The sequence below is a fragment of the Streptomyces sp. NPDC053076 genome, assembly GCF_044546845.1.
GTDB lineage: Bacteria > Actinomycetota > Actinomycetes > Streptomycetales > Streptomycetaceae > Streptomyces.
Genome location: NZ_JBITZL010000001.1, coordinates 309,926 through 335,324, shown reverse-complemented (window position 1 = coordinate 335,324; position 25,399 = coordinate 309,926). Strand labels below are relative to the sequence as shown.

The 25,399-nt window shown below is 69.6% G+C and carries 20 protein-coding genes and 4 pseudogenes; 14 read left to right on the top strand and 10 right to left on the bottom strand.

All coding sequences use genetic code 11. The features are described 5' to 3' along the window. Positions 1-168: 168 nt before the first annotated feature. Positions 169-417 (top strand): annotated as a pseudogene (locus ACIGYR_RS01395) (ATP-binding protein); the annotation flags it as partial. A 272-nt stretch (positions 418-689) separates the two neighbouring features. On the opposite strand, the pseudogene ACIGYR_RS01390 reads toward ACIGYR_RS01395, so the two are convergent. The 3 genes and pseudogenes from ACIGYR_RS01390 to ACIGYR_RS01380 form a co-directional block, all read right to left on the bottom strand. After that, positions 690-1,192: pseudogene (locus ACIGYR_RS01390) on the bottom strand (amidohydrolase family protein); the annotation flags it as partial. Between the two features lie 65 nt (positions 1,193-1,257). Beyond that, positions 1,258-2,766, bottom strand: a complete 1,509-nt coding sequence (locus ACIGYR_RS01385; RefSeq protein ID WP_399604605.1) for an MFS transporter — start codon at positions 2,764-2,766, stop codon at positions 1,258-1,260. A gap of 420 nt (positions 2,767-3,186) precedes the next feature. Beyond that, positions 3,187-3,840, bottom strand: coding sequence for a TetR/AcrR family transcriptional regulator (locus ACIGYR_RS01380; RefSeq protein WP_399604606.1), 654 nt, complete (start codon positions 3,838-3,840; stop codon positions 3,187-3,189). Between the two features lie 245 nt (positions 3,841-4,085). Between ACIGYR_RS01380 and ACIGYR_RS01375 the strand changes: the two genes are divergently transcribed. The 3 genes from ACIGYR_RS01375 to ACIGYR_RS01365 all read left to right on the top strand — a co-directional run bounded on the left by ACIGYR_RS01375 (position 4,086) and on the right by ACIGYR_RS01365 (position 9,278). After that, positions 4,086-7,307 (top strand): bifunctional cytochrome P450/NADPH--P450 reductase, encoded by a 3,222-nt coding sequence (locus ACIGYR_RS01375; RefSeq protein ID WP_399604608.1) that lies wholly within the window; start codon positions 4,086-4,088, stop codon positions 7,305-7,307. A gap of 163 nt (positions 7,308-7,470) precedes the next feature. Beyond that, positions 7,471-8,517: a zinc-binding dehydrogenase gene (locus ACIGYR_RS01370; protein ID WP_399604610.1), complete on the top strand. Its 1,047-nt coding sequence runs from the start codon at positions 7,471-7,473 to the stop codon at positions 8,515-8,517. 110 nt (positions 8,518-8,627) lie between these two features. Next, entirely contained in the window at positions 8,628-9,278 is a 651-nt protein-coding gene (locus ACIGYR_RS01365) for a TetR/AcrR family transcriptional regulator (RefSeq protein WP_399604612.1), read from the top strand. Here ACIGYR_RS01365 and ACIGYR_RS01360 read toward each other — a convergent pair. Next, positions 9,244-9,882, bottom strand: a complete 639-nt coding sequence (locus ACIGYR_RS01360; RefSeq protein ID WP_399604614.1) for a TetR/AcrR family transcriptional regulator — start codon at positions 9,880-9,882, stop codon at positions 9,244-9,246. The genes ACIGYR_RS01365 and ACIGYR_RS01360 overlap by 35 nt on opposite strands. Before the next feature lie 138 nt (positions 9,883-10,020). On the opposite strand from ACIGYR_RS01360, the gene ACIGYR_RS01355 reads away from it, so the two are divergent. Genes ACIGYR_RS01355 through ACIGYR_RS01335 form a run of 5 tightly spaced genes read left to right on the top strand, consistent with a single transcriptional unit; the run spans position 10,021 to position 16,102 of the window. Next, a complete protein-coding gene (locus tag ACIGYR_RS01355; RefSeq protein ID WP_399604615.1) occupies positions 10,021-11,166 on the top strand; it encodes a VOC family protein in 1,146 nt (381 codons plus the stop codon). Continuing rightward, the gene (locus tag ACIGYR_RS01350) at positions 11,163-12,101 is read left to right on the top strand and encodes a fumarylacetoacetate hydrolase family protein (protein WP_399604617.1); all 939 of its coding nucleotides are present in this window, start codon (positions 11,163-11,165) and stop codon (positions 12,099-12,101) included. Before ACIGYR_RS01355 ends, ACIGYR_RS01350 begins: the two co-directional genes overlap by 4 nt. Then, positions 12,098-13,708 carry a bifunctional 3-(3-hydroxy-phenyl)propionate/3-hydroxycinnamic acid hydroxylase gene (locus ACIGYR_RS01345; protein ID WP_399604618.1) on the top strand — a complete coding sequence of 537 codons (1,611 nt, stop codon included), beginning with the start codon at positions 12,098-12,100 and terminating at the stop codon, positions 13,706-13,708. The genes ACIGYR_RS01350 and ACIGYR_RS01345 overlap by 4 nt, the downstream gene beginning before the upstream one ends. A 16-nt stretch (positions 13,709-13,724) precedes the next feature. Further along, positions 13,725-15,758 (top strand): acetoacetate--CoA ligase, encoded by a 2,034-nt coding sequence (locus ACIGYR_RS01340; protein ID WP_399604620.1) that lies wholly within the window; start codon positions 13,725-13,727, stop codon positions 15,756-15,758. After that, complete coding sequence (locus ACIGYR_RS01335) at positions 15,755-16,102, top strand: DoxX family protein (RefSeq protein WP_399604622.1); 348 nt, start codon at positions 15,755-15,757, stop codon at positions 16,100-16,102. The genes ACIGYR_RS01340 and ACIGYR_RS01335 overlap by 4 nt, the downstream gene beginning before the upstream one ends. A 258-nt stretch (positions 16,103-16,360) precedes the next feature. On the opposite strand, the gene ACIGYR_RS01330 is transcribed toward ACIGYR_RS01335, so the two are convergent. After that, complete coding sequence (locus ACIGYR_RS01330; protein ID WP_399604624.1) at positions 16,361-16,801, bottom strand: hypothetical protein; 441 nt, start codon at positions 16,799-16,801, stop codon at positions 16,361-16,363. A 153-nt stretch (positions 16,802-16,954) separates the two neighbouring features. Next, positions 16,955-17,235, bottom strand: a pseudogene (locus tag ACIGYR_RS01325) (4-hydroxy-2-oxovalerate aldolase); the annotation flags it as partial. Between the two features lie 24 nt (positions 17,236-17,259). On the opposite strand from ACIGYR_RS01325, the pseudogene ACIGYR_RS01320 reads away from it, so the two are divergent. Beyond that, a pseudogene (locus ACIGYR_RS01320) lies at positions 17,260-18,114 on the top strand (PP2C family protein-serine/threonine phosphatase); the annotation flags it as partial. 120 nt (positions 18,115-18,234) lie between these two features. On the opposite strand, the gene ACIGYR_RS01315 reads toward ACIGYR_RS01320, so the two are convergent. Then, a complete protein-coding gene (locus ACIGYR_RS01315) occupies positions 18,235-19,020 on the bottom strand; it encodes a hemolysin III family protein (RefSeq protein WP_399604626.1) in 786 nt (261 codons plus the stop codon). 200 nt (positions 19,021-19,220) lie between these two features. Here ACIGYR_RS01315 and ACIGYR_RS01310 point away from each other — a divergent pair, with 200 nt between their 5' ends. Continuing rightward, entirely contained in the window at positions 19,221-19,841 is a 621-nt protein-coding gene (locus ACIGYR_RS01310) for a hypothetical protein (protein ID WP_399604628.1), read from the top strand. A 267-nt stretch (positions 19,842-20,108) separates the two neighbouring features. Here ACIGYR_RS01310 and ACIGYR_RS01305 read toward each other — a convergent pair whose 3' ends face one another. Continuing rightward, the gene (locus ACIGYR_RS01305; protein WP_030052720.1) at positions 20,109-20,312 is read right to left on the bottom strand and encodes a cold-shock protein; all 204 of its coding nucleotides are present in this window, start codon (positions 20,310-20,312) and stop codon (positions 20,109-20,111) included. Positions 20,313-20,556: 244 nt separating this feature from the next. Continuing rightward, positions 20,557-20,895, bottom strand: a complete 339-nt coding sequence (locus ACIGYR_RS01300; RefSeq protein WP_306931533.1) for a MerR family transcriptional regulator — start codon at positions 20,893-20,895, stop codon at positions 20,557-20,559. 968 nt (positions 20,896-21,863) lie between these two features. On the opposite strand from ACIGYR_RS01300, the gene ACIGYR_RS01295 reads away from it, so the two are divergent. Together ACIGYR_RS01295 and ACIGYR_RS01290 are read left to right on the top strand one after the other, a co-directional pair. After that, positions 21,864-22,520, top strand: a complete 657-nt coding sequence (locus tag ACIGYR_RS01295; RefSeq protein WP_399604630.1) for a CoA transferase — start codon at positions 21,864-21,866, stop codon at positions 22,518-22,520. A 96-nt stretch (positions 22,521-22,616) separates the two neighbouring features. Further along, the gene (locus ACIGYR_RS01290; protein ID WP_399604632.1) at positions 22,617-23,237 is read left to right on the top strand and encodes a crotonase/enoyl-CoA hydratase family protein; all 621 of its coding nucleotides are present in this window, start codon (positions 22,617-22,619) and stop codon (positions 23,235-23,237) included. A gap of 55 nt (positions 23,238-23,292) precedes the next feature. Here the strand turns inward: ACIGYR_RS01290 and ACIGYR_RS01285 are convergent, their stop codons facing one another. After that, on the bottom strand, positions 23,293-24,147 hold the full coding sequence (locus ACIGYR_RS01285) for an NmrA/HSCARG family protein (protein ID WP_399604634.1): 855 nt from the start codon (positions 24,145-24,147) through the stop codon (positions 23,293-23,295). 236 nt (positions 24,148-24,383) lie between these two features. On the opposite strand from ACIGYR_RS01285, the gene ACIGYR_RS01280 reads away from it, so the two are divergent. Continuing rightward, on the top strand, positions 24,384-25,310 hold the full coding sequence (locus tag ACIGYR_RS01280; RefSeq protein WP_399604783.1) for a DUF5996 family protein: 927 nt from the start codon (positions 24,384-24,386) through the stop codon (positions 25,308-25,310). The last annotated feature ends 89 nt before the right edge of the window (positions 25,311-25,399 follow it).

Genomic DNA, 25,399 nt, shown 5'->3' with positions numbered 1-25,399 from the left:
TTCGCCTGGCAGGCTGCGGCCCGCTCACTCGAGACGCCGAGCTCGGGGCGGGATCAGTGAGCGCGCGATATGGGCTGTTCTGACCAGATCGTCTTGTGGTTCTGGCCATGGCGGCAGCCCCAGCGCTCGGCGAGTCGGGCGACGAGGAACAGGCCGCGTCCGCCCTCGTACGGTCGTCCTCCCATACGGCTGCGCTTGATCCATGACCGTGCCCTCGTGTGCGAGGTCTCCGACACGAGTAGCACCACCCCTCACCTGCGCCGGGCCCGCACCTACGACGAGGGGGGACGGGGCCTGCTCCTGGTCGCTCAGTTCGCCGAGCGCTGGGGAACGCGGCACGCCCGACACGGCAAGACGGTCTGGGCCGAGCTGAGCGAGAAGGAGTCCGCTGGATTCCCGGCATGGGATTCCCTGTAGGCGCGACGACGGACAGAGCTCTGCGGCGAGCGAATGCATCGACCACTGGCTCGGGGGGCTCAGTAGGAACGACGTTCGATGCGCTGCTCGAACCAGATCGTCTTGCGGCTCTGGCTGTGGCGGCAGCCCCAGCGAGCGGTGAAGCCGGGTGCTGCTGGAGTCGGTGACGTCGCAGACCAGAACACTGTGGCGGATCAGCCGCAGCTCCACCGGCTGAAGGCAGAGCCGTCCCAGCAACCCGGACCGCGGTGCTGCCGTGACGACCGCGGACGTCAGACCCACTTGCTCACGACCGTTCCTTCAGGCCGGGCGGTCACCGTGTCGGTGCCGAACAAGCGGCGGGCATTACGGGCGGTGAGGTCCCGCCAGGTGCCGGTGGCGGACGGCTGCACCGCGGAGTCGATGGAGGTGATCTGAGCGAGCACCGCGTCAATGGGCGTCAGCAGTGGTCGCTGCCATAGAGGAGACGCTCGGTGCCGAAGGCCGCGCCCAAGGCCGGGACCTGGCGCGGGAATGGCGTGCCCGCCATGTCGTACCAGAGTCGGCCGAGTTGCTCGACGGCGCTCGGCCCGTCGACGGCGCCGCCGCCGACGTGGGTGCGGAAGAGTTCCATCCGGTCGGCGAGCAGCGGCAGCACACCTCCGCCGTGTGTCAGGATCCAGCGGATCCGCGGACGGCGGGCGAGGACACCGCGCAAGAGCAGGTCGCTCGCTGTGCGGGCGGTGTCGAAGAGGAACTCCAGCATCGGCCGTGGCCGGCCCAGAGCAAGCTCGTCGGGTACGCCCTTTGAGCGTCCGGCCCGCGGTGTGGGGCCGGACCCTTGGGGCGGTACCTGGCCCGCTACATATGCACGACAGGTGCGGCGTTCTCGTTCTGCCGGGGCACACCCCAGCGGTAGAGGAAGGCGGTGACGATCAGGCCGGTGACGAAGACGGCCGCCGACCACCAGTAGGCCGTGGAGTAACCCGCGAGGCCGGCCTGGGTCAGGACACCGGGGTCCTTGGGATCGCGGCCGGAGAGGTAGTCGGTGGCGGCGCCGGATGCCATCGTGCTGAGCAGGGCGATGCCGATGGAACCGCCTACCTGCTGCAGGGTGTTGACAGCGGCCGAGGCGACGCCGGCATCGGTTGCCGCCACGCCGGAGGTCGCCAGGCTCATGGCGGGCGCGATGACCGTGCCCAGCCCGATGCCGACGAGCACCAGCTGGGGCAGTACCTGCGTCATGTATCCGCTGTTCAGGTCCAGCTTGGTCATCCATATCAGCCCGGCGGCCGCGATGGCCATGCCCAGCGGGACCACCGGCTTCGGTCCTATTCGCGCCACCAGGACATTGTTGGCCACGGCGGAGGCGGACGACGAGGCCACGATCAGGGGCAGGAAGGCGAAGCCGGTGTTCAGGGCGCTGTAGCCGAGGCTCTGCTGCAGGTAGTAGGTCAGGAACAGGAACACGCCGAACATGCCCGCGCCGGTGACGAAGAGGGCGGCGAAGGAGGCGCCGCGGTTGCGGTCCAGCAGGACGCGCAGGGGCAGCAGCGGATACGTCGCCCTGTTCTGCCACCACACGAAGACGGCCACCAGTACGGCGCCGGCCGCCAGCATGCCCCAGGTCGCCGGCGAACCCCAGCCGTTCGTCTCGGCGTTCGAGAATCCGTAGACCAGGCAGAACAGGCCGATGGAGGCCATCAGGGTGCCGGGGACGTCGAGCTTCGAGGACGTGTCGCGCGGGGTGCGGTGCAGCAGGGCCGCCCCACCGACGAACGCCACCACCGCGAAGATCACGTTGACGTACATGGTCCAGCGCCAGTCCAGGTACTGGGTGAGCACGCCGCCGAGAATCAGGCCGATGGCTCCGCCGGCCCCGGCGACCGAGCCCGCGACGGTGAAGGCTTTGGCCCGTTCGCGCGGATCGGTGAAGGTGGTCATCAGGACCGACAGCGCGGACGGGGCCAGCAAGGCGGCGAACAGGCCCTGGACGGCGCGCGCGATGACGAGCATGGCGAAACCGGTCGCCGCACCTCCCACCATGGAAGCGGCCGCGAAGCCGACCAGACCCACCAGGAAGGTCACCTTCTGCCCGGCCAGGTCCGCGATGCGGCCGCCGAGCAGCAGCAGGCTGCCGAAGGCCAGCGCGTAGGCGGTGACCACCCACTGCCGGTCGGCGTCGGAGAAGCCGAGGTCGTGCTGGGCGGACGGCAGGGCGATGTTCACGATGGTGCCGTCGAGGACACCCATCAGCATGGACAGCGAAACGACCAGCAGAATCCACCAGCGCCGCCGGTACGACAGGTCGGGCACGTTCTCAGGTGCGGTCTCGGCCCCGCGAGCAGCGGCGGTGGCGTTCTGGGACATGGGGCAGCCCTCCGGACAGCGGATGGGGGATGGCAGAAAAGAGAGAAGAACGCATCGAGATCAGGTGCGGCTCATCCGGCACGGGGCGCCACCTCGCGCTCACGGCGGCAGTACTCGGCGGCATGGCGGCCTCCGTGAATGGATGGCGCGGGTGACGCAGCTCGACGAGGCCGACGGTCTCCCGCTTCGGGAGAGAGATCGGGAACAAGCCAACGACCGTGGTCATTCCACGGTTCGGCGTCGGTGTCCGGCTGCCGTGCAGAGGCTGCGGAGCCACCCCGCCGGGCGGTGTTCCCCAATGTGACGGGGGTGGCTCCCGCATTTCGCAGCCTGAGATCGCATGTCGCAGCCTGAGATCGCCCGACTGCGGGCGCGGCTCAGGGGGCAGTGCCTGGGGCGCAGCGCCTCAGGAGGACTGACTCAAAGGCCGGCGTCCCGGCTGTCACGATCGCCGGTGAGCCGGCTTTCCAGGCCCGTGATCAGCGTGTCCATCACGAGGCGGAACATGTGGTCCTGATCAGGGCCTTCAGGGACTACGTCCGCAGAGTCAGGGTCTGCATCCCCGTCCCCGTCTTCACCGTCGTCCAAGCCGGGGGGCTTGAGGGTCGACCACTGCTGGAGCGAGCCGTTGAGTTCGGCGGCGAGGACACCGATGACGACGGCGACCATCAGCGCGGCGATCTCCGAGACCTCTGACCGCGGAACCCCGGCAGCCGCCACGATCGCGGTGAGCGCGGTCCAGAACGGGTCGTCGGGCTGGATGAAGTCCGGCTGGTGGCTGAACGAGTAGGCCATCAGTTCGGGGTGGCGGTGCGCCAGGGTCCGGAAGTCTGTCGCGAGCAGGCGGATCCGCTCCTGCCAGGGAGCGTCCTCAAGCGTCACGGTGCGGAACTGGGCGCCGACCATTCTCGTCACGCCGCGCAGTACCGCTTCCTTGTTCGGCACGTGGTGGTACAGCGACATCGGGTTCGCATCGAGTGCGGTGGCGAGTTTGCGCATGGTGAGCGCCTCGACCCCGTCCTCGTCGATGAGCCGCAGGGCGGCGGCGTAGATCCCGGCCTCGGTCAGAGGCACGTCCCTCTTTCTCGTTCCCCGCGGGGGACGCCTCACCTTCTCTTCCATACCTCGTACGGTATCAGTTTCGTACGCCGTATGGAAATGACCTGAATCACAGCGCCCACCAGGGCAACCGGGCTTGCCTCCCGTTTCCATACGTCGTACGGTATCAATTCCATACGACGTATGTTTCCGTATGGCGCCACGGCATCGACCTGAGCAGCGCGCCCTTGCCCATCCCCCTCCACGCAGAGGAGCAAGCCATGACCACGCACTCCGCGAACGACCTTCGCCCCATCCGGTCCCCGCGTGGGATCCCCCTCCTGGGCAACACGCCGCAGATCCCCGACACCAACCCGTTCGAGTACTTCGCCGAACTGTCCAAGCAGTTCCCCGAGGGCATCTACGGCATGGACATCGCCGGCATCGAGCAGGTCTTCGTCTATGACCCGGACCTGGTGGCCGAGGTCAGCGACGAGACGCGGTTCTTCAAGCAGATCGACAAGACGCCACTGGCCCATGTCCGGGACTTCTTGAACGCGGGCCTGTTCACCGCGCACCAGCACGAAGAGGAATGGGGCAGGGCGCACCGGATCCTGCTGCCGGCCTTCAGCCAGCGGGCCATGAAGGGTTACTACGGGCAGATGCTGGAGATCGCCCAGAACCTGGCGGGCAAGTGGGAGCGCCGGGAGGGTCAGCCGGTCAAGATCACCGACGACTACACCCGGCTGACGCTGGACACGATCGCCCTGTCGGGGTTCGGCTACCGGTTCGACTCCTTCGACAAGGAGGAGCTGCACCCCTTCCTCAACGCGCTGCTGGAGACGCTGATCGAGTCGCTGCGGCGCTCGCAGGAGCTGCCGATGATGACCAAGCTCCGCAAGGCGGACGACAAGAAGTACCGCGCGAACATCCAGCAGATGCAGGACCTGGTCGAGAGCGTGATCAAGGAGCGCCGCGACGGGAAGGGCACCGGTGAGGACGACCTGCTGGGCCTGATGCTTCAGGCCACCGACCCGGACACCGGCAAGGCGCTGACCGACGACAACGTCCGCGACCAGGTGCTGACGTTCCTGATCGCCGGCCACGAGACCACCAGCGGCCTGCTGGCGTTCGCCACCTACTCGCTGATGCGCAACCCGCACGTCCTGGCCCAGGCCTACGCCGAAGTGGACCGGCTGATGCCCGGTGACACGGTCCCGGACTACGACACGATCATGAAGCTGGACGTCATCCCACGCATCCTGGAGGAGACCCTGCGGCTGTGGGCCCCCATCCCTTTGATCGGCAAGGCGCCGCATGAGGACACCGTCATCGGCGGCCGCTACGAGCTGAAGAAGGGCACGCGGGTCAACATCCTCGAACAACCGCTGCACACCCACCCCAAGGCATGGGACCGTCCCGACGAGTTCGACATCGACCGGTGGCTTCCGGAGAACCGCGCCAAGCAGCACCCGCACGCCTACAAGCCGTTCGGCAACGGTGTGCGTGCCTGCATCGGCCGGCAGTTCGCGCTCACCGAGGCCCGCCTGGTCCTGGCGCTGGTGCTGCAGAAGTTCAAGTTCGCCGACACGGCCGACTACAAGATGGACGTCAAGGAGGCGCTGACCCGCAAGCCCGGCAACTTCGAGCTGGTCGTCCGTCGCCGTCAGGAACACGAGCGCACCGTGTTCGGCGCCGCGGACGTGCAGACGGGCGACACGCAGGCGCAGGCCGCGGTGAGCGGCGTCGGTGTGAACCTGACCGTCGCCTACGGCTCCAGCCTGGGTTCGTGCGAGGACCTCGCCCGTACCATCGCCGACCGCAGCGAGCGCTCCGGTTTCGGCACCACGCTGGTGAGCCTGGACGAGCTGGGCGACAACCTGCCCTCCGAGGGCCTGCTCGCCGTCGTCGCCGCCAGCTACAACGGCAAGGCCCCCGACAACGCCCAGCGGTTCGACGACCTGCTCGCCGCCGGACTGCCCGAGGGTTCACTGTCGAACGTGCGGTTCGCGCTGCTGGGCGCCGGCAACACCCAGTGGGTGGCCACCTTCCAGGCATTCCCCAAGCGGATCGAGGAAGGTCTGCTGGCCGCCGGCGCCACCCCCATCGTCGAGCGCGGCATCGCGGACGCCGCCGGTGACTTCGACGGCATGGCCACGCGGTGGATGGACAACCTGTGGGCCACCCTGGCCGAGGAGTACGCCGCCGACACCTCCCAGGCCAGCGGCCCCCGCTACCAGGTGCAGCTGCTCACCGAGTCCGACGTGCGCCCCGCCATCGTCTCCGAGCAGGCGTACCCGCTCACCGTGGTCGCCAACGACGAACTCGTGGCCGACGCGACCGGCCTGTGGGACTTCCAGATCGAGCCGCCGCGCCCGTCCGCGAAGTCCATCACCTTCGAGCTGCCCGACGGCGTCACCTACGACACCGGCAACCACCTGGCCGTCTTCGCCAAGAACGAACTCGCCCTGGTGGAGCGCGCCCTGAGGCGACTCGGCGTCGACTACGACCAGGTCCTCCGGCTCGACCAGCCGGCCGGTGGCCGCACCCACCTGCCGGTCGGCAGCCCGGTCACCGCCGGCATCCTGCTCACCGAGTTCCTGGAACTACAGGACGTGGCCACCCGCTCCCAGATCCAGACGCTCGCCGAGTACACCGAGTGCCCGTGGACCCGGCCGCAGCTCCAGGCGTACACCGCCGACACCCAGGAAGCCGAGGAGCGCTACCAGAAGGAGATCCTCGGCAAGCGCATCTCGGTGCTGGGCCTGCTGGAGCGCTTCCCGGCCGTCGAACTGCCGCTGGCGGTCTTCCTGGAGATGATGGGCCCGATCCGGCCGCGCTTCTACTCCATCTCCTCCGCGCCGTCGGCCAACCCGCGCCATGTGCGCCTGACCGTCGGCCTGCTGGAGGGCCCGGCCCTGTCCGGCGACGGCCAGTACCGCGGCACCTGCTCCGCCTACATCGCGGGCCTGGAGCCCGGGGACGTCGTCTACGGCTACGTCCGCGTGCCCTCCCCGACGTTCGCCCCGCCGGCCGACCCCGCCACGCCGCTGATCCTCATCGGCCCCGGCACCGGCATCGCGCCGCTGCGCGGCTTCCTGGAGGAGCGGGCCCGGCAGCACGAGCACGGCACGCAGGTCGGTCTGTCGCAGGTGTTCGTCGGCTGCCGCCACCCGGAGCACGACTACTTCTACCGTCAGGAGATGCAGGACTGGGAGCAGGCCGGCATCGCCCAGGTGCACACCGCCTTCTCCGCGGTGACCGGCCACCCGGCCCGGTTCGTGCAGAACGCCATCGCCCATGCCGCCGACACGGTGTGGCAGGCCATCGAGGACGGCGCGTACGTCTACGTCTGCGGTGACGGCCGCCGCATGGCCCCCGCCGTCCGCGAGGCACTCGCCGCCATCCACCGCCAGAAGACCGGCAGCGACGACGAGAGGGCCCAGCAGTGGCTCGCCCAGCTCGAGGCCGACGAGCGCTACCAGCAGGACGTCTTCGCCTGACCGTCACAACGCCGTCAAGGCGTGTGACCCCCAGCCGCCGGGAGGCGTGCGGCATCCCCCGCTGCCGGCCGTACGCCTCCCGGCCACCACAAGCCCCCAGACACCACACAGCACCCACTGGCCCGAACCATCGGGCGGTGCCGCTCACAGAAAGCAGACCGTCATGGACACCATGCTCGCCGGACGCTTCCACCTGGACAGCAAGAAGTTCGCCGTGGAAGAGGTCCCGATCCCCGTGCCGGGCCCGGGCGAGGTCCTCATCGAGGTCAAGGCCGCCGGCGTCTGCCTCTCCGACGTCCACCTCCTCGACGGCTCCCTCGTCCCGCTGTTCGCCACCTCCGACACGGTCACCGTCGGCCACGAGGTCTCCGGTGTGATCCACACACACGGCCCCGACCTCAAGCGCGGCCTGGCCGTCGGCACCCGCGTCACCCTGGAGGCCGGCAAGACCTGCGGCAAGTGCGCCGGGTGCGTGCGCCACCGCCCCTGCACCCAGATGCTCACCGCCGGCATCGACTACGACGGCGGCTGGGCCGAGTACGTCATCGCACGCGAGGACACCCTCATCCCCATCCCCGACAGTCTCCCCTTCGACCAGGCCGCGATCATCCCCGACGCGGTCTCCACCCCCTACGCCGCCGTCGTCGCCACCGCGGGCGTCCGTGCCGCCCAGTCCGTCGGCGTCTGGGGCGTGGGCGGAGTCGGCGCGCACAACGTGCGTCTCGCCCGCCTGGTCGGCGCCGCCCCGATCATCGCCGTCGACCCGCTGCCCAGCGCCCGCGAGCGCGCCCTGGCCTTCGGCGCGGACCTCGCGCTCGACCCGGCAGCCCCCGACTTCGCCGACCAGGTCCGCGCAGCCACCGGCGGACGCGGCCTGGACTTCGCCTTCGACTGCGCCGGCGTCCCCGCCGTCCGCGACCAGGCCGCCTCCGTGCTCGGCCTGGGCGGCTCCCTGATCCTGGTGGGCATCACCCCCAGGCCGCTCACCATCACCGAGGGCCTGACCTTCAACTACCTGCAGAAGCAGGTGCGCGGCCACTACGGCGGCTTCCCCGAGTCCGTCTCCGAGCTGGTGCAGCTGACCGCGGCCGGCCGCCTCGACCTGGCCCCCTCCATCACCGACCACATCCCGCTCATCGAGGCCGCCGACGCCGTCCACCGTCTCGAGAACAAGATCGGCGACCCGATCCGCCTCATCCTCGTCCCCTGACGTCCCTCAGCTGGACACCAAGCCACCCTGGGCAGGGGTGAGTGGGCGCCGGTGCGTGAGGGAGCACCGGCGCCCACGGCTTTCCGGCAACCGCGGAGAGAGAAAGAACCATGCAGACGACCGACACCCCGGGCCGTACTGTGCAGCGCAAGGATGCTCACTCCAACCGCCTACGCATCCTCGCCACCGCCCGGCGGAAACTACGGGAGGACCCGGACGCGAGTCTCGACAGCATCTCTCAGGCGGCCGGCGTCGCCCGGCGCACCCTCTACGGACACTTCCCCAGCCGACACGCGCTGATCGCCGACCTGACACAGGAAGCAGGCCGCGAACTCCGGCAGGCGTTCGCCAGAGCCCGTACCGCGGATGCCGACCCGGTCGAGGCGATGACACGGATGGTGCTCGCGGCATGGACGGTGGGCGACCACTACCGCGTGCTCATCACCTTGGGACGGCGCCATCTGGTAGAGGACGAGATCCGCACCACCCTGGCACCGGCCCGCGCAGAGGCCGTCGCAACCCTACGGCGCGGTCAGCGCGAAGGCGTCTTCGCGGGCCACCTTCCAGCACCCGTGCTCGCCCAAGCACTGGAGGCACTCATGCTGGCCCTCGCCGAGGAGAACGCCGCATGCCCGTGGGCGGACCCCACGGGTGAGGCCGCGGCAACCGCGTTCCTCGTCGCTGCCGGCGTAGCTCCGCAGAGGGCCGCGCTTCAGGTGCAGGAGGTCATCGGGCGAGACCGGGCAGCGGGCGCCGGGTGACCTCGTGGGCGTCGTCCGCAGCGAGGCCGAGCATGCGCAGGACCATCTCGGCCAGGTCGGAGGCGGCCTCGTCGCCGTCGAGGTCCGGGCGGTCCAGCCTGAGCGCCACCAGGGACAGCAGGGTGCCGCCCAGGGCGGACAGGGCGGTGGTCGCGTTGCCGCAGGTGAAACGACCTGAGGCGATGCCGATCTCCAGGTCGCGCAGGGCGCGTGGGGCGAGGCCGCGGTCGGAGTGGATGTGCGACAGGCCGCGGTCGCGCAGGATCCGCATGAGTTCCGGGTGGGAGTCGGCCATCCGGGCGGTGAGCCGGAAGCCGGCCGCGACCAGCTCGGCCGGGTCGTCGATGCCTTCCACGCGCGCGTCGATGACCTGCCCGAACTCCTCCAGGGCGTCCGTCACCGCCGCGTCGAACAGCTCCGTCTTCGACTCGAAGTGGTTGTAGAAGGACCCGAAGCCGACATCGGCGCGCTCGGCGATGGCCTGGATGCTCGCGCTCGTGTCCCCGGTTTCCGCGAGGATCTGCCGGGCCGCGCGGACGAGCGCCTGGCGGGTCTCGGCACGGCGTCGCTCGAAGCGGTTCTTGGGCGGGGCTGACGTCGGCATACGGCCCAGTGTAACCGCCGCAACGATGACACTGCCATTACTGATGAGATCCTCAATTATTTGTGCTGCCCCTATTGACGACGAGAAACAGCAGAGTTGATGATTTCCTCATTACGGCAGTGTTGCTTGGAGGACACCATGTCCCACATCCCCGTTAACAAGGGCGGTCCTCTGACGCCCCACCAAGACCTCCACAGTGAGCAGGGCGCCCTGCGCGGTGAGCATCCCGGCCGGTCCCGGAACCCCGTCATCAAGGTGGCGGACCTGGCCTGGCTGGAGTTCGAGAAACCGGACCTGGACCGGGCCGAGGTGTTCGCCCGGGACTTCGGCTTCGCGATCGCCGTCCGAACCGAGCGGGAACTGTGGCTGCGCGGCACCTTCGCGGGCTCACCGTGCATGGTCATCCGGCGCGGGCAGACGTCCCGCTTCGTCGGGCCGGCGTTCCACGCGGCCGAACGGGCCGATCTGGACCGGCTGGCCCGCGCGACCGGCAATGACGTACGCGACATCGACGTCCCCGGCGGCGGACAGGCGGTCGCCCTGCTCGATCCCTCCGGCTTCCCGGTCCGGGTCGTGCACTGCGCCGAGCAGTTGCCCGCACTGTCCGAGCAGCAGCCGCTGATCCTCAACACCGGCACCGAGCACCGACGCACGAACGCCACCCAGCGTCCTCCCCGCGAGCCGTCGCGCATTCAGCGGCTCGGGCACGTGGTGCTGGAGACGCGGGTGTTCATGCGGGCCCTGGACTGGTATCTGGACACCCTCGGGATGATCGTGTCCGACTTCCTGTTCCTGGACGGACAGCGCGGGCGCGGCCCGACCATGGCGTTCATCCGCTGCGACCAGGGCAGCCTGCCCGTGGACCACCACACCCTCGCCCTGCACCTGGGGCCCGGCACCGGCTACGTCCACTCCGCCTACCAGGTCACCGACCTCGACGCGATCGCCGCCGGCGGCGAGTACCTCGCCGAGCGCGGCTACCGGCGCAGCTGGGGCATCGGCCGGCACATCCAGGGCAGCCAGCTCTTCGACTACTGGCGCGACCCCGACCACTTCATGCTGGAGCACTTCGCCGACGGCGACCTGTTCTCCTGCGACCTCGAACCCGGATGGGCGCCGATGTCCGCGAGCGGCCTGGCCCAGTGGGGCCCGCCCGTCACTCGCGACTTCCTCGGCACCAGCCCGTCCCCCGCCAAGCTGCGCGAAGTCATGCATGCCCTGCGCGGCGACAACGAACTCGACCCCGCACGCCTGCTGGGCCTGATGAAAGCGATGAGCTCATGAGCACCAACGTCCTGCGCACCCCCGACGGCTGGTGGGCCGTCCGGGACGAGCGCGCCGTCCGCATCGAGACCAAGGCCGTCACCACCGCCGAGCTGCTCGCCGACCGGGACGCCGTCCGCGAGGCCGCCGTCTCCGGCGAAAGCAGCACGCCGGTCGCCGACCTGGTGGCACTGCCCCCGGTCACCACCCCGTGCCGGGTGGTCGCCCAGATGGTCAACTACCGCAGCCACGCCAAGGACTCCGGGTTCACCGGCGACATACCGCCCACCTTCTTCCGCAAGGCGTCCGGCTCGGTCAGCGGCCCGCACGACACGATCGTCCGCCCCGCGCACGTGAACTTCCTCGACTACGAGGTGGAACTCGGCCTCGTCATGGGCGCGACCCTGCCCGTAGGCACCGTCGTGGAGGAGCAGGACCTGCCGCGCTACGTCGCCGGGCTGGTCCTCACCAACGACGTCAGCGCACGCGACGTGCAGCTGACCAAGACCCAGTTCTACGAGAGCAAGTCGTACCCGACCTTCACGCCGACGGGTCCGTACCTGGCCCTGCTGGAGCCGGAGGACTTCGACCGTCTGATCGACCTGCGACTGCGGCTGTCGGTGAACGGCGTAACGCGTCAGGACCGCACACTGGCCGACATGATCGTGCGGCCCGCGGAGGCCCTCACCCTGCTCGCCCGCTTCCAGACCCTCGACCCGGGCGACCTGCTGCTGACCGGAACGCCCGGCGGCACCGCCCTGAAGGCCCCGCCCAAGCCGGTCGAGAAGATCGCCGCGCTGCTGCCGCCCGCGCTGAAGTGGAAGGCGTTCTTCAAGGGGCAGGCCAAGAACCCCCTCTACCTGCGCAACGGTGACCTCGTCACCGCCACGATCGCCACCCCGGACGGGCGGATCGACCTCGGCGAGCAGCGGAACCCTGTGGCGGACGCAAGGTGAGCGCCGCAGCCGCCCGCAGACCGGTAGTGATCATCGGCGCGGGGCCCGTGGGGGTCACCGCCGCGCTCCTGCTCGCCCAGCACGGAGTGCCCAGCCTGCTCCTCGAACGCCACCGGGACGTCTATCCCCTGCCGCGCGCCGTCGTCGTGGACGACGAGGTTCGCCGGATCCTGCAGAGCGTCGGCGTCCACGAGGAGTTCGCCACTCTCGCCCGGCCGGCGCCCGGGTTGCGGCTGCTGGACGCCCGGCGCCGCGTGATCGCCGAGTTCCCACGGTCCCTGCACGGCCACCACGGCTTCCCGCAGACCAGCATGTTCGACCAGCCAGAGCTGGAACGGCTGCTGCGCGACGCCCTGTCCCGTCGCCCCGAGTGCGAGCTGCGAGGCGGGGTGGAGGTCGTGTCCGTCAGCCAGGACACCGACGGAACGGCTCCGGTCCGGGTCACCTTCCGCCGCGACGGCAGCGATGAGGACGAGCACGTGTGGGCCGACGCCGTCCTCGGCTGCGACGGCGCGGGCAGCATCACCCGCGACGCCATCGGCGCCGTGTGGGAGGACCTGCATTTCGAGGAGAGCTGGCGGGTCATCGACGTGCGCACGAGCCTCCCGGTGCGCACCTGGGAAGGCGCCGAGCAGATCTGCTGCCCCACCCGCCCGGCCACCTTCATGCGAGTCGGTGAAGACCGCTACCGCTGGGAGTTCCGATTGGCCGAGGGTGAGACCTTGGACGGCCCGAAAGAGCTGGAACAGCTGCACGAGTTGGTCGCCCCCTGGGTCGACCTGCCGTCCGCTGCCCACGGGGGCGGGGGCGACGACTTCGAGGTGATCCGGCAGGCGCGGTACACCTTCCGGGCGCGCCTCGCCGACCGGTGGCGCCGTGGGCGCGTCTTCCTGCTGGGCGACGCGGCCCACCTCACCCCGCCCTTCATCGGGCAGGGCCTGTGTGCGGGCCTGCGCGACTCCCGCAACCTCACCTGGAAACTCGCCCGCGTCCTTCAGCAGGGCGCGGACGAACGGCTGCTGGACACCTACGAGCAGGAGCGCAAGCCGCACGCCCGCCACGTGATCCGTGTCGCGGTCGCCGTCGGCTGGGCCATGACCGGCGGACAGGACCGCGGTGCGGCCATCCGCCGGGCCGTGGTGGGCGCGGCCTGCCGCATCCCCGGTGTGACCGCGGCGGTGAGCCGCGACCTCAGTCCCGCACTGACCGCCAATCCGCTGGTACGACGGCGCCCCCGGCTGACCGGCCGCTCACTGGCCGGCACCTACTGCCCGCAACCCTGGGTGGTCGTCGACGGCAGGCGAGAGCGCCTGGACGACATCCTCCGGGACTCCTTCGCCGTGCTGACCGCCGTGCCGCCCACGGCACGGATGACGGGCGTGGCCACGGCCCTGGGCGCATCCGTGATCCATGTCGGCGACCTGGACGACGGCGGCACACTGGCCGCCTGGCTGTCACGCGGCCGGGCGGACGCCGTCCTCCTTCGCCCCGACCGCGTCGTGATGGACACCGTCCCCACCGGCACCGGCGACTTCACCGACGCCGCCGCCTGGGCTCCCCTGCTGCACACGGCCCGCCGCCCGGCCGAAGCCCGGCCCGCATCCTGACGAGGAACACCACGCCATGACCACCCCGCACTCCACGCCCTGTCCGGAGCCCTTCCTGCCGCCCGACCCCCAAGCGGCCGCCGGCAGTCGCATCGCGGACTTCGCCCGCTGGGCCGCCCGACACCGGGGCGTCGAAGGGATTCCGGACCCGACCGACTACCAGGCCCTGCACCAGTGGTCCGTCACGGACCTGGAAGGATTCTGGGCCGCGGTGTGGGAGTACTTCGACATCGACGCCACCACTCCGTACGAGCGGGTGCTGGCCGAGGAAGCCATGCCCGGAGCCCGCTGGTTCCCCGGCGCCACCCTCAACTACGCCCACCACGCACTGCGCAACCTGCACCCGGACGCACCCGCGATCACCGCACTGGACGAGACCGGAGCCGGCTACGAGATCACGGGCCAGCAGCTCCGCGCCCGCGTCGCCTCCGTCGCCGCCACCCTGCGCGACCTGGGCGTCGGACAGGGCGACCGGGTGGTCGGCTACCTGCCCAACACCCCCCACGCCGTCATCGCCTTCCTCGCCACCGCCAGCCTGGGCGCGGTGTGGTCCGTGTGCGGCCAGGACTACGCCCCCAAGGCCGCCGCCGACCGCTTCGCCCAGCTCGAACCCACGGTGCTCATCACCGCGGACGGCTACCTCTTCAACGGCACCCGTCACGACCGCCGCGCCGCCTCCCTCGACCTCGCCGACGCCCTGCCCACGCTCAAGGCCACGGTCCTCGTTGATCACCTGGGCCTCGCCTGGCCCGCGACCCGGGCCGCGAGGCTGACGGTTCCCTGGGAGGACGCGGCCGGCCGCACCGAGTACCTCGCCATCACCCCGGTTCCGTTCGACCACCCGCTGTGGATCGTCTTCTCCTCCGGCACCACCGGGCTGCCCAAAGGCATCGTCCACGGTCACGGAGGCGTCCTGCTGGAACACCTCAAGACCCTCGGCCTGCACTGCGACCTGGGCGGCGGTGACCGCCTGCTGTGGTACACCACCACCCACTGGATGATGTGGAACCTGGTCGTCTCCACCCTGCTGACCGGCGCCGCCACCTGCACCTACGACGGCAGCCCCGTGCCGGTGGCGCGCCCGGACGTCCTGTGGGAGCTGGCGGCCCGCCACAAGGTCACCGTCTTCGGCACCAGTCCCCAGTACCTGCTGGCCATGGCCAAGCTCGGCGTCGACCCCGGCGTGCACGACCTTTCGGCGATCCGCGTCATCGGCTGCACCGGCTCCGCCCTACCCGCCTCCGCCTACCCCTGGGTCCGCGACCACGTCGGCGCAGGCGTCCAGTTGGCCTCCACCAGCGGCGGCACGGACGTCGTCTCCGGCTTCGCCGGCAGCGCACCCACCACCCCGGTGTGGGCGGGTGAGCTGTCGGCTCCCAACCTCGGCGTGGCGCTCGCGGCGTACGACGGCGCGGGACGGCCGGTCGTCGACCAGGTCGGCGAACTGGTCGTCACCCGGCCCATGCCGTCGATGCCGCTGTACTTCTGGAACGACCCTGACGGCAGCCGCTACCGCGACGCCTACTTCAGCGCCTACCCGGGCGTGTGGCAGCACGGCGACTGGATCACCCACACCTCCCACGGCTCGGTCATCGTCCACGGCCGCTCCGACGCCACCCTCAACCGCAACGGCGTACGCCTGGGCAGTGCCGACATCCACGACATCGTCGAACGCCTCCCCGAGATCGCCGAGGCACTCGTCATCGGCGCGGAGGAAGCCGACGGCGGTTACTGGATGCCGCTCTTCGTGGTCCTCGCCGACGGGGTCGGTCTGGACGAGTCCCTGTGCGAGAAGATCCGCGACGCGATCCGTACCGGCGCCTCGCCCCGCCACGTCCCCGACGAGATCCTCGCCGTGCCGGCCATCCCGCACACGAAGACCGGCAAGAAACTCGAGGTCCCGGTCAAGCGCCTCCTTCAGGGCGCACCCGCCGAGCAGGTCCTCAATCCCTCCGCGGTCGACAACCCCGACCTGATCGCCTACTTCGCCGGCCTGGGCGCCGAACGCCGCCAGGCCCCTTGCCCGCACACCCCCGAAGGCGCCTCGTGATCCTCTCCGCCTCGCTGACCTGTCTCATCGCGTTGATCTTCGCCCTGCTGGGCGCGGCCAAGATCCTGGCCCTGGGTCCGATGCCCGAGCTCGCCGCCCACGCCGGCTTCACGACCGCCGCCTACCGGGTCATCGGCGGCCTGGAGCTGGCGGGCGCCATCGGCGTGGCCCTCGGCCCGGTCGTACCGCTGTGCGGCGGCCTGGCCGGCATCGGACTGCTGATGCTGCTCGCCGGTGCCGTGACCACGCACGTACGCAAGGGCGACGGGCCGACCAAGCTCCTCCCCACGGTGACATGCGCGGCCCTGGTCGCCTGGTATCTCGTACTCCTCGTCGGCCTCTGACCCGTTCCGGGAGACTGTCGGCGGCCACTCGTCCTGTTAGCGAGCCCACGGCGGGGCTGGCAGACTGACTCTGTGGTTCCGCTGACGGTCGCGGCGGATCAGATCGCGTCCTCATCGCTCACCGGCGCCAGTGTGGTATCAGTCTGCGCACTGCTGTTCACCGTCGCGTCGTTCTGGTGGCTCAACGCCCGACAGGGACGCCTGCAGGCGTGGGAACCTCATTCCTTCGCGGCGATCGTCCACGGTTCCACGGCACGCCTACGACTGCCGCTCGTCCTGCACAACACCGGTCCCAAACCGATCGTCGTGCAGGACCTCATCCTGACCTTCCCCGATGAGCCCGCCTCTCATCTGCCACTCCTGTGGGTGTCCTCCCCGTCCCGGCTCCAACCGGGGCCGGACGAGGAGGCGAAGCTGCCCGCCGGATTCGTCGTGCCCGGCAGAGAAGCGCAACAGCTCTTCCTCGAGTTCGAGGCACCGTTTTCCGGATTCCTCCCGGAGGCCCGTGACTACAAGGCCCAGATACAGGTGCGGGTCGGCCACCGCAAGGGTTGGCGCCCCTTGCTGACGTTCAGCTTGAGGGCCGCCAACATCATCGATCCGGATCGCTACACCGTTTACAACAACGCACCGCTCGAGCTGACGAAGGAAGACCAGAAAAGAGCGGATGCCGCGCTCCTCGAACTGCTGGAAGAGCACGGGGACGATTCCCCTCCGGGCCGCAGGAGACAGGGAGACCACCCCCCGAATGACGAAGGTGACGCCGACACGAGCCGCTGGCATCGCCGTCCGTCCTCTGACGTGGACAGCGGTGGCACCGGCCCCGCCGGACCACCACAGCCACCGCACCGATCACTCGCGCCAGTCGACGCAACCGGCCGCCGCGAGGTCGAGCGCAATGTCCGTGATCATGTCCGCCTGGCCGCCGACCATCCCTGCGCCGGCCGGCTTCGACAAGGATCGCCCGGTTGTCCAGGCCGTGACGGCGCGCCGCGGCAACGGCGTGCCGGAGGAAACCGGAGTACACGCCCGCGTACCCGAGGGCGAGCGTCTCGCGGTCCACCCGCACCTCGCAGGCCTGCAGGGGGCGGACGATGTCCGTCGGCAGCGTCCATCGGGCGGAACAGGTCGCAGCTTCCGCGACCATGAACAGCCTGCACGCCCTGGCTTACATCGTCATCGCGAACCGGTCCTACACCGACGTGTACCAGTGGGGCCGCCGTACCGCCCCGCTGAGCCTGGCCGCGGAGATCCAGCACCGGCTGCTGCCGTCGTCACTGGCGTGTGAGGCGGCGCAGTTCGCGGTGGCAGGAGCGCTGGAACCGGCCGACCACGTCGGGGGCGACACCTTCGACTATGTGATCGACCGGGACACCGTCCAGCTCTCCGTCACCGATGCCATGGGTCACGACGTCGACGCCGCGCTGCTGGCCACCCTCCTGGTGGGCGCGCTGCGCCGGGCCCGGCGGGCCGGCGCCGGCCTGGCCGAACAGGCTCGCCAGGCCGACCAGGCCATGCGCGAGCACGGCCGCCACGGCTACGTCACCGGTCAGCTTCTGCGGATCAGCCTGATCGACGGCGAGACCGAGTTCATCAACGCCGGGCATCCCTGGCCGCTGCGGATGCGGGACGGACAGGTGCGGGAGATCGCTCCGAAGATCGATATGCCGTTCGGCTTCCCTGCCCCTCACAGCTACCGGGTCCAGTCGCTGGACCTGCGGCCGGGCGACCGGCTGGTGATGCTGACCGACGGCATGCTGGAGCGCAACGCAGGCAGCCTCGATCTGTCCGACCTGATCGTGCGCACCCGCGCGCTGCATCCCCGCGAGGCCGCCCGCACCCTCATCGCGGCGATCGTCGACGCCCACGACGGTCACCTGCAAGACGACGCGACGGTCATGTGCCTGGACTGGCGGGGCGTCGGCCACTCCCGGCGTGACGCCGACACCGGTGCCGACCTCACCGACGCGTCCGCCCCGTCGCGGACGAGGCAGAACATTCCCGGGCCATGACTCGGGCCTTCTCCGGTCCCCCGCTTCTGCGGGCCCTTGGGCGAACGAACCAGGGGTGCTCTGCCCCGGATGGCGACGTCACCGGGGCTGACCAGCGGCGCAGCCCGGACGCTGTCGCGGTCAGTAGGTGGCCAGGGAGATGGCGATGTAGTGCGCGGTGAAGGCTGCCACGGTCAGGGCGTGGAAGACCTCGTGGTAACCGAACCAGCGAGGTGAGGGGTCGGGCCGCTGCAGGGCGTAGACGACCGCGCCCGCGCTGTAGAGGAGACCGCCGACAACGATCAGGACGACTACGGCTGCTCCGCCGGTGTGCAGGAAGTCGGGCAGGTAGCGCACCGGCGCCCACCCCAGGGCCAGATAACACGGGGTGTACAGCCAGCGCGGAGCTCCGACCCACAGGACCCGGAACACGATGCCGGCCAATGCCCCGGTCCATACGATCCACAGCAGCATGGACCGCTGTTCCGGCCGGAGGAGGAGCACGGCCACGGGGGTGCAGGTGCCGGCGATGATCAGGAAGATGTTGGCGTGGTCGAGTCGTCGTAGAAGAGCCTCGCCCAGTGGTCCCCAGGTGCCGCGGTGGTAGATGGCGCTCGTTGCGAACAGCAGCCACGCGGTGACCGAGTACACGGCGCAGGCCAGGACCGCCTGCGGGGTACGGGCCAGGCAGATGAGTACGACGCCCGCGATCAGTGCGGCGGGAACCATTCCGGCATGGAGCCAGCCACGCAATTTCGGCTTGATCGGTTCGGCCAGATCAGCCGCCCGCTCGACCAGGGAGGAAACCGAGTGAGCCTTCTCCCCTGCATGTCCGCCTTGCGATCCGTCGGGTAGCCCGTCTTCACGGCACTCTCCACGCGCTGAGGCGACGTGACCGTATCCGACTTCAGCGGCATCACGGGACACAGCTTCTCGTTCTCCCTCGGGCGGCTGGGCGTCACTGGCAGCAATGCGGTAATGCTAAAAGACCTCACTGCGGCGGCATTCATGGAAGGTCGGCCCGGAGCCACGTCGCCGGGCCCGGGCCGGCTCGCCACCGCGTGAACTGAAGCCCCGTCGACCCTCCAGCCAATTGGGCCTGTCCAAGCCGAGTAGAACGGCCGGCCATGGGAAAGATCAGGGCTTCCGAACGGGCATCTCCGCTCGCCTACGCGCAAGGATCGCCGATGCTTCCTGAGGTCCGCCCCCACGTGTCCACCGCCCTCGCAGACCAGTTGGAACACCAACTGGACCTGGCTCCGCATCTCGAGGCCGGCCAGCTCGATGTGAAGGGCGTCGCCGGCATCGCAGTCGTCGCAGCCGCCCATTCCGATGGCTATGCGGCCACCGGCCATCTCCTCGGGCTGCTGGCCGCGCTGCCTGCCCCCACCAAGGCAGGAGAACGCTTTTGGTCCAACCTGTGGAGGTCGTCGGGCACCGCGTACCTGCTACCCCTCAACATGAAGGCTCAGGTGCTGCGTTCTCTGGAAGGAGAGGGAACCGCCCTGGCCAGGCAACTCCTTTCGGCCATCGATGAGATGACTCCGCCCCAGCGCATAGCGGCCGGGGAGGTGATCGGTCAAGCCCTCGCCGAGTCCGACCACTTGCCTGACCTCAAGACACAGGTCATCGGCGAGTTGTGGCTCCGAGATCTCGAGCTCACCGCCTGGCGCGTTCTGCATGCGGACCGCAGATGGGACGATTCGGATGGACGGCAAGCCTTCCTCGCCGCCTGGACGGACACCTGACCGTCTGCTTCTCCAAGCAGCGCGAAACAGAGACGCCGGGCATGCGGCACCCGAACCGGACGACGCTCGAAGCAACCGAGGTCAGGACGTTCGGCCGAGGTCGCACCCGCCTCAACAGATCAGGGGCCGCGCAGCAATGGCTGCGCGGCCCCTGATCCTGCGCACGCCCGGCATGAGAGCAGGCGCTTCGCCCGGTATGGCGGCAAAGCCCGCACGGGCGGCGCTCACCGAACGCAGGGTGCGCGATCCCCGGGCAGGTCTGCGAGGTCAGGCCAGGTTGATGTTCTCGGCCTGCGGACCCTTCTGGCCCTGGGTGACGTCGAACGTCACGGCCTGGCCCTCCTGGAGCTCACGAAAGCCCGTGGAGTTGATCGCGGAGTAGTGCGCGAAGACGTCCGGGCCGCCGCCGTCCTGGGCGATGAAACCGAAGCCCTTCTCCGCGTTGAACCACTTCACAGTTCCCGTTGCCATGTCTGATGCCTTCCAGTCGATGAACGCCTCCCACGCCATGTGGAAGGCGGAGGTGATCGCCCTGGTCCCTGCGGCACAGCACAGCAAAACGCCCACACCAGAGGCGTGGGCAAGAGGGAATTCCGAACCACGACAGCTGACGCAGAACGTTACACGCCCACACGCGGCGTCACCAGAGGAAACGATCACACCGCACGGCAGACCATGGGTGCTGTGCCCGCCGACGCGGACGGGCACGCTCATCTCATGCTGCTGCGGTCGGGTTCGCCGATTCGGTGGCGCGGCGGTATTCGGCGTTGAGGCGCTGGGCTTCCTCGAGCTGGTCTTCGAGGATGATGATGCGGCAGGCGGCCTCGATGGGGGTGCCGTGGTCGACGAGTTCCCGGGCGCGGGCGGCGATGCGCAGCTGGTAGCGGGAGTAGCGGCGGTGGCCGCCTGCGGAGCGCAGTGGGGTGATGAGGCGGGCTTCGCCGATGGCACGGAGGAAGCTCTGAGTGGTGCCGAGCATCTCGGCGGCCCGGCCCATGGTGTAGGCGGGGTAGTCGTCGTCGTCGAGACGGCCGAACGTGTCGTCTGCTGTCATTGCACCTCTCTGTTCTGTGACACGCATTGAGGGGCCCTGGCGCCGGACTGGCACCAGGGCCCCGAAGGAACTACTACACCATCTGCCGGCCCTGATACTGCACCGGCCCTCTGATTCCGCAGACCCGACCGAGACGCTGTCGGGGGCGCGGGGATCGCGGTTGCTCGACCGGAGACCACCTCACTATCGATGTCCTGCGGTACCCGGGTCCAAGACTTCCACCCGGGCGATCCTGATGGCGCTCGGCTCCTCCGTTCTTCCCTCTTGACCAGCTACTCACTAACGGAAACTGCGAACTGCTGGTGGCCTCGAACAGCGCCACCCTTCGGCAGCCAGCCCCGTCGCCCGTCCTGCGTCTGCTCTGGCTTGGAACCCCACTGCCGAACCTCCCGGTGCGCGCGCCCGCAGCCGACGCCTTCACCGAGGTACTGCTCACTTACTTCACTGCTGGGTACTGCGAACCTTCACCTACTGGTACTGCCACTGCGGTACTGCTCATGGCGGCCCCTGATCACTGCGGGCCACCCGGTCCGGTCGTCAGCCCCGTCGCCGTCCTGCAACCGCTCTGGCTTCGGAACTCCACCACCGCACCGTCCTGCGAACTGCAACCGCGTACTGCTGCCCGGCAGTTCATCTCTGCCGGGCCTCTCTTGATCTCGGCTACGACAGAAACCTTAACCACACCGTCGGCCAATGTCTACTCCAGCGGAGATAGATTTCGTGCGCTGGAAGATGAGGTACTCCGCCTCGGCCGATCCCCATGGATGGTTCAACCGCCTGCGATGCCCTGTCCGGCGCTCACAGTGACCCACCACCGCGTGGCATGTCGGGCTGGGTGTCTCTGATCCGTCACCCGCAGCGTTTCGGCTGCTGCTCGCGCCGTGGGCTGCCCCATGGGGACGCCACGGCACATCGCGCCCGGCGTGGCGGTGAGACCTGGGACCGGAGACCGGAGATGCGGCGCCCACGTGGTGCGGCAAAATGGTCAGGGGAGCCTTCGTGCCGCAGATGAGAGCCTCGAGAAGGTCGGCGCCTTCGGTCTGACCGAGCCGGCCCACGGCACGGACGTGGTCAAGCTGGAGACGACCGCGCACAGGGACGGCGACTCGTACGTACCAAACGGCCACAAGCGCTGGATCGGTAACGCGACCCTCGCCGATTACGTGATCATCTGGGCCCGCGGTGACGAGGACGGCCATGTGGGCGGTTACGTAATCGGCCACCCCGAGGCCGCCGAGGACCCCCGGTTCCACGACACCCCCAGCCGCCGCGCCCACGCCGCCGACATCGTCACTCTGCTGGACAAGCGGTTCGCCACCCGCCCCCTGGCCGAATGGCGCGAGGTACTCGACACCGCCGGCCTCACCTACGGGGTCGTCCAGACACTCGAGGAATACGCCCACGACCCCCAACTCCTGGCCAACCGGATCGTGGTGCCGATCGAGGACGGGAGCAGCGAGACACACCTGACCGTCAACAGCCCCGTGCACCTGGACCAGGAACAGAAGGTCCCCGCCCGCCCGGCTCCCGATCTGGGCGAGCACACCGAAGAGGTTCTCACGGAACTCGGGTTCAGCGCCGACGACATCGAGTCCCTGCGCAGCGGCGGAGCGATCCCGCGCTAGCAGGGGTCCGAATCCCCCAGCACCCGGCCCAGGCGACGAGCACCCGGAGGAGCGCTCCACCGTCAGTGGTCGAGGACCCACTCCGGCGGGAAAGACATGGTCGGCGTCCTCACCGCTGCCGGCGGTACCTTCAGCGCGGGGATGGACCTCAAGGCGTTCGCGAAGGGAGACACCCCGGTCCTGCCGGGGCGAGGCTTCGCGGGCCTCACCCGAACCCAGCTCCGCACCCCGCTCATCGCTGCCGTCGAGGGCTGGGCGCTGGGCGGTGGCACCGAGATGGCACTCGCCTGCGATCTGATCGTGGCCGCCCAGGACGCCACCTTCGGCCTCACCGAGGTGACGTTCGGCCTGGTTCCCCCCGAAGGAGGCATCGTGCGGCTGCCCGAGCGCATCCCCCGCAACATCGCCGTGGAAATCCTCCTCACCGGTGACCCCCTGCCCGCCGAACGGGCTCATCAGCTCGGCCTCGTCAACCACCTCACCCCACCCGGCGAAACGCTCACCAAGGCCGTGGAACTGGCGCACCGCATCGCGCGCAACGCCCCCCTGTCCATCTCAGCCGTCAAACGTGCGGTCAACGAGCGGACGGCGTACGGCGACCAGGACGCGTTCCGCCAGCAGGACCAACTCGTCGCACCGGTCCTCGCGTCCCACGACGCGCAGGAAGGAGCCCATGCCTTCGCCGAAAAGCGCCCACCCCACTGGGAAGGCCGCTGACCGCAGCCCCCGCCCGCCCCGGCACGCATCCCGGGGCCCGAGCGCAGGCACCCTGTCACGGTGCCGTCGAGAAGGCGCTGCCGGCCCAGTCGGCGAACGACGTCCAGCGCAGTTCGGGGTGGGCGGCGTGCAGCGCCGGCAGGTCGACGCCGTAACCGACGCCGCGCAGGAACGCCCACATCGCTCGCATGTCGTCGTTGTGGATCTCGTCGAGCCGCACTTCGTTGTGCCGAACGGTCCCACCGAGAGCCGCGCCCGACGCGGCGGCCATCTCCACGGGCGTGGGGGCGTCGCCGGCGAGCTCGATACGCCGCCCGACGAACGCGTCGGGCGCGACGAGGACAGCGGTGGCGAAAGCACCCAGGTCGGGGCGCGCCAGTTGCTGCAGCCGGCGGTGCGGTGGCAGGGGGAGATCGAGTACCCCCTGACGGATCCGCTCCACGTCGCCGAGGGCGTTGTCAAAGAAGTAGGTGGGACCCAGGATCGTATAAGGCACCTCGCCCGCGGCCAGTTCCCGTTCGATGACTGCCTTGGTCTCGAAGTGCGGTACGCCGGTGTTTTGGTCGGCACCTGCGACGGAACTGAAGACCAGATGGGGCACACGGGCCTGATGCGCGGCAGCGAGAATGGCTCGGCCCTGTGCGATCTCGGCGGCCGGTCCTGACTCGAAAGGGGTGGTCATCGCAAAGACCCCGGCTACTCCCCGCATGGCGGATGCCAAAGATGCCCGGTCCTCGAGGTCTCCGGCCACGACCTCGACGTTTTGGCCGGCCAGGCGCTGGGCCGCGGCGGACCGGGGGTCGCGGACCAGGCCGCGGACGGCGGCCCCGCGGGACAGCAACGCGCGGACGACGGCGCCGCCCTGTCCCCCGGCTGCCCCGAGTACGAGGGTCGGCTGGTCAAGGCTCATGATGAGAAGTCCTTCCGAATCGATTCCACAGGACCTCGCCGCCACCCGTGAGACCGGGCAGCTGCATCGGTGTGCTCGCGATGCCGGAGCACCGACTGCTCGTGGAGCGTGCGAGCGTCCCTGCCCGGGGCCGGTGCAGTGCGCCGGGTTGCCTGATTCCTTGACTGAGGGCACCGTGGTCAGTATGTGTCAGATTGTCCCGGAAGGAGCTCGCTGTGGCCGGGACTTCCGACCAGATGTCACGGACGAGGTGGCCGCGGCTGCGGGTCGCCGACTGGACCGAGACCCGGGACACCCTGCACATGTGGACCCAGATCGTGGGAAAGATCCGGCTGGCCCACGCACCCCTGGTCAATCACTGGTGGCAGGTCACCTTGTATGTCAGCCCGCGGGGCCTGACGACATCGGCGATTCCCTACCGCTCAGGGGTCTTCGACATCGAATTCGACTTCCTCGACCATCTCCTGCGTATGCGCAGCAGCCACGGCACGCACCGCACCGTGGCTCTGAAGCCCAGACCGGTGGCCGCATTCTACCGGGAGACGATGCAAGCCCTGGGTGAGCTGGGAATCGAGACAAGGATCCAGGCACATCCGAACGAGGTGGACCCCGCGATCCCCTTCGCCGAGGACCACCGACACGCTTCCTACGACCCGAACGCCGCACAGCTGTTCTGGCGGCAACTGCTACAGGCCGACCGGGCGCTGGGAGAGTTCCGCTCGTACTTCGCCGGCAAGGTCAGCCCCGTGCACTTCTTCTGGGGCGCCATGGACCTGGCCTGCACGAGGTTCTCGGGACGCACGGCCCCACCGCATCCGGGCGGCGCCCCCAACTGTGGTGACTGGGTGATGGTGGAGGGCTACTCCCGCGAGTTGAGCAGCTGCGGGTTCTGGCCCGGCGGCGGGGAGGAAGGGGCCTTCTACTCGTACGCCTACCCCGAGCCGGATGGCTACGCCGGCCATCCGATCAGGCCGGCCGACGCGTTCTACAGCCCCGGCCTCGGCCAGTTCCTCCTGCCCTACGAGGCGGTGCGCACCGCGGCCGACCCGGACGGGGCAGTGGCCGACTTCCTGCACACGACCTACGAGGCTGCCGCGGAACACGGCGGCTGGGACCGGTCAGCCCTGGAAGAGGACCCGAAGCGGTGGCAGCGGCACGGGTAGGCCCTCGCCCGCCATGAGGGCACCCCGCGCACGGCCCACGCTCCACGGACCGGGGCCGGGCTCTCGCGTTGTCGGAAGCCGGTTCGGAT